The following is a 3,006-nucleotide window of genomic DNA, read 5'->3' as shown; positions in this document are numbered from 1 at the left end:
TTCGCTTGTAAAACAAAAGGTTAACACAGTGAGCTTCTGGGCTAAGATAGCACAACTAGGTGAATGCCAGGAACTTCCGATAGTTGATCAGATTGGGGTCTTGATGGACCTCCGAGAGGCGTGCCTTCTGGAAATGTACCGGATGGGCCAGGAACTCCTTCCGATGCTTCCGGCTACCCACCTACCTGAACCAAAGAGAACACGGCTGGCTGGCCTCCTCAGGCCCCTGGTGAAGGGTTTTCTCCTGGGGGTGCTGCTCTTTCTAGCCTTGTTTCAGCCTCCCCTTCTCGACCTCAATGGAGACGGGCTTGTGACCTGGGAAGATTTCTGTTTGAAATCAGGCGGTTAAATTTCCACCCACACTAGCAGAGCGCGCCTCCCGGGTTGAACATCTTAGTGTTTAACCTAGTGTATAACCTCAGGTGTAACAGAGGTATGTAATAGATGTTGGATAACATCCAGTATGAAATTGAGTGTAGAATGGCTGAGGAGGCTCAGTCCAGGCAGAACAAGGATAACCAGAACTCTACAGCAAGAGGTGAATGGGCTGACTCAAAGGCTGGTAAACGATATGTATCAGCCATTGTTAACGGCCAGGGTGAAGCCTCTATGTTGGAGATGGTCACAGACTTTGTTGACCTGTCTAACAAGAAGGGTGCTGGTCGTAATCGCTTAGCGTCTGTCCTGTTAAACAAGACTGGGCTTGAACCTAGGGTTATAACCATCCTTGCTACCAAGGCAGCCATCAACTGTATCTCGATCTTTTCTAAACACTATGGGCAAGGCATCAAGAGGTCTAGCATGTGTCGCTTTGTTGCTGACGCAGTGCATGACCAATGGCGTGTCGAGATGTTCCAGAACACTGAATCCCGCAAGAAGTTGGTCAAGAAGCTACTCAGGGACTTCGACAAGAGGTCATACCCTAAGCTCTGGCGTAAGCGGACAATTCAGAACTACTTCGATGCTGAACAGGTGGATTGGCAGGGTTGGTCACCGGCTGAGAAGCTGTCGATTGGTTACGCTCTGGTATGTATGTTCAGGAATGCAACGGGGTTCATTGAGTTCTCCGATTGTGGGACCTGGGTTAGACCTACGGATGCCTATGTTGAACACGTCAGGCAACTCACTGGTAAACAAGTCCTGCAATACATGCTGTATCGCCCTATGGTTATCCCTCCTAAGCGATGGGATGCTAACACTAATCTTCTCAAGGGTGGCTACTACTCGGATAAGGTTAGGCGTTACGCTATCATCAAGGGCGCCGGTAAGCGTGACATAAAGCGCATGATGGAAATGGATTGGTCTAAGGTTCTACCGGCGATCAATGCACTCCAGGAGACACCTTGGGTAGTCAACAAGCGTATGCTTGATGCTGTTCGTTGGTCATTCTTTGAGTTGAACCAACGGTTAGGCCACCATCGGGGTATCGGTAAGCTTCCACACTGTGACGAAGAACCGTTGCCACCCCTTCCTTGGGACTATGAGACTAACGAGGAGGTCAAGAAGACGCATAACCGTGAGGTATTCCTCGTGCGTGACCGGAGGCGTGAAGCCAAAGGTAGACGCATATCTGCACACATGGTGTTGGCAATTGCTGACGAGATGAAGCAGTACGAGCGTATATACTTCCCGCACAACCTAGATAGCCGGGGTAGGGCTTACCCTGTTCCAGCCTTCCTCAACCCTCAAGGTCCTGACTATGTGAAGGCACTCCTTGAGTTCGCTGAGGGTCAACCCTTGGACACGCCAGAGGCTGTCGAGTGGATCGCCATTGCCGGGGCAAATGCTTACGGTAAGGATAAGATTTCCCTTGCAGAACGAGTGCAGTGGGTCAGGGACAATGAGGAGATGATCCTCAGTATCGCAAAGGACTACAAGCATGATTTACGATGGCTCGACGCTGGTGAACCATTCCAGTTTCTCCGCTTCTGTATCGAATGGAGTGACTACCGTGCGCTCGGTGACCAACATCTCTCGCATATGGTCGTACCTGTCGATGCTACGTGCTCGGGGCTTCAGCATTACGCTGCTATGCTCAGGGACGAAGTTGGAGGACGAAGCGTCAATCTTGTACCGGGACTCAGTAGGCAAGACATTTACGGTGACGTTGCCGCAGAAACATGCCGTCTCCTTGCTGAGGATGGATCACCAATTGCTCTCGATTGGCTTGCCTTCGGCATAGACCGTAAGATCACTAAGCGCCAAGTCATGGTTGTCCCTTATGCCGGAAAGTTCTCTAGCTGCATGGGTTACACTCGTGAAGCCGTGGATGAAAAGCTGGCACTTGGTGTGAAACCTAACTGGGACATTCACAACCAAGAGGATCACCAAGCACGACTGGTGCTACTAGCTAAGTACATCTGGGCGAGCATCGATAAGATCGTGGTAAAGGGTAAGGAAGCTATGAATTGGCTATCAAAGGTGGCCAGTGAGTACTCCAAATCGCTTAACCTCACCGATCTTCCGGTGTACGACCGACGTATGACGTGGACAACACCCGATGGTTTTGAGGTTGTTCACTTCCGTGAAGACGAGAAGATGCACCGCGTTGAGACTGTGTTTGAGGGTAGGGTACGCCTGAGCTACTATGGTGGTACAGGGCAGCTCTCACCGAAAGACATGGCTCTAGCCGTTGCTCCTAACTTCGTTCACGCCCTCGACGCTAACCATTTGCGTAGCACTATCATCAAGGCGCTAGATCAAGGTATCAGCAACTTCGGTATGGTGCATGACTCCTTTGGTGTACACGCTCGGTTGATGCCTAAGTTCCTCAGGGAATGCGTTAAACCTGCGTTTGTCGAGATGTATCAGAACGATGTCTTGGCTAAGTTTGCTGATCGGTTCCGACCGTTCTGCGCCATTCCTGACCTTCCTGAACCGGGAAAGCTGGACCTCCAGGGCGTCTTGCGTAGCGAGTTCTTCTTTTCTTAGATCGTTACGCAAGCGCAGAAATCGCCGAAAACGAATTTCCACCCACACTAGCAATAACCGAGAAAGGCTGACATG

Annotated in this window: 2 protein-coding genes; both read left to right on the top strand. The window is 50.8% G+C overall.

The window, feature by feature from the left end; genetic code table 11:
• Positions 1–349: hypothetical protein (locus M2320_RS23085; protein WP_264599310.1), on the top strand; the 349-nt coding region annotated here is incomplete at its 5' end.
• 131 nt (positions 350–480) lie between these two features.
• A complete protein-coding gene (locus M2320_RS23080) occupies positions 481–2,931 on the top strand; it encodes a DNA-directed RNA polymerase (RefSeq protein ID WP_264599309.1) in 2,451 nt (816 codons plus the stop codon).
• Positions 2,932–3,006: the final 75 nt, after the last annotated feature.

Origin of the sequence: Rhodoblastus acidophilus (genome assembly GCF_025961575.1) — a bacterium.
Taxonomy (GTDB): Bacteria; Pseudomonadota; Alphaproteobacteria; order Rhizobiales; family Beijerinckiaceae; genus Rhodoblastus; species Rhodoblastus acidophilus_C.
This window is presented reverse-complemented; position numbering and strand designations above follow the sequence as displayed.

What these genes read in the sequence shown, in the direction of transcription:
- M2320_RS23080 (WP_264599309.1), top strand. Translation starts at nt 481, where the DNA reads ATGGCTGAGGAGGCTCAGTCCAGGCAGAACAAGGATAACCAGAACTCT.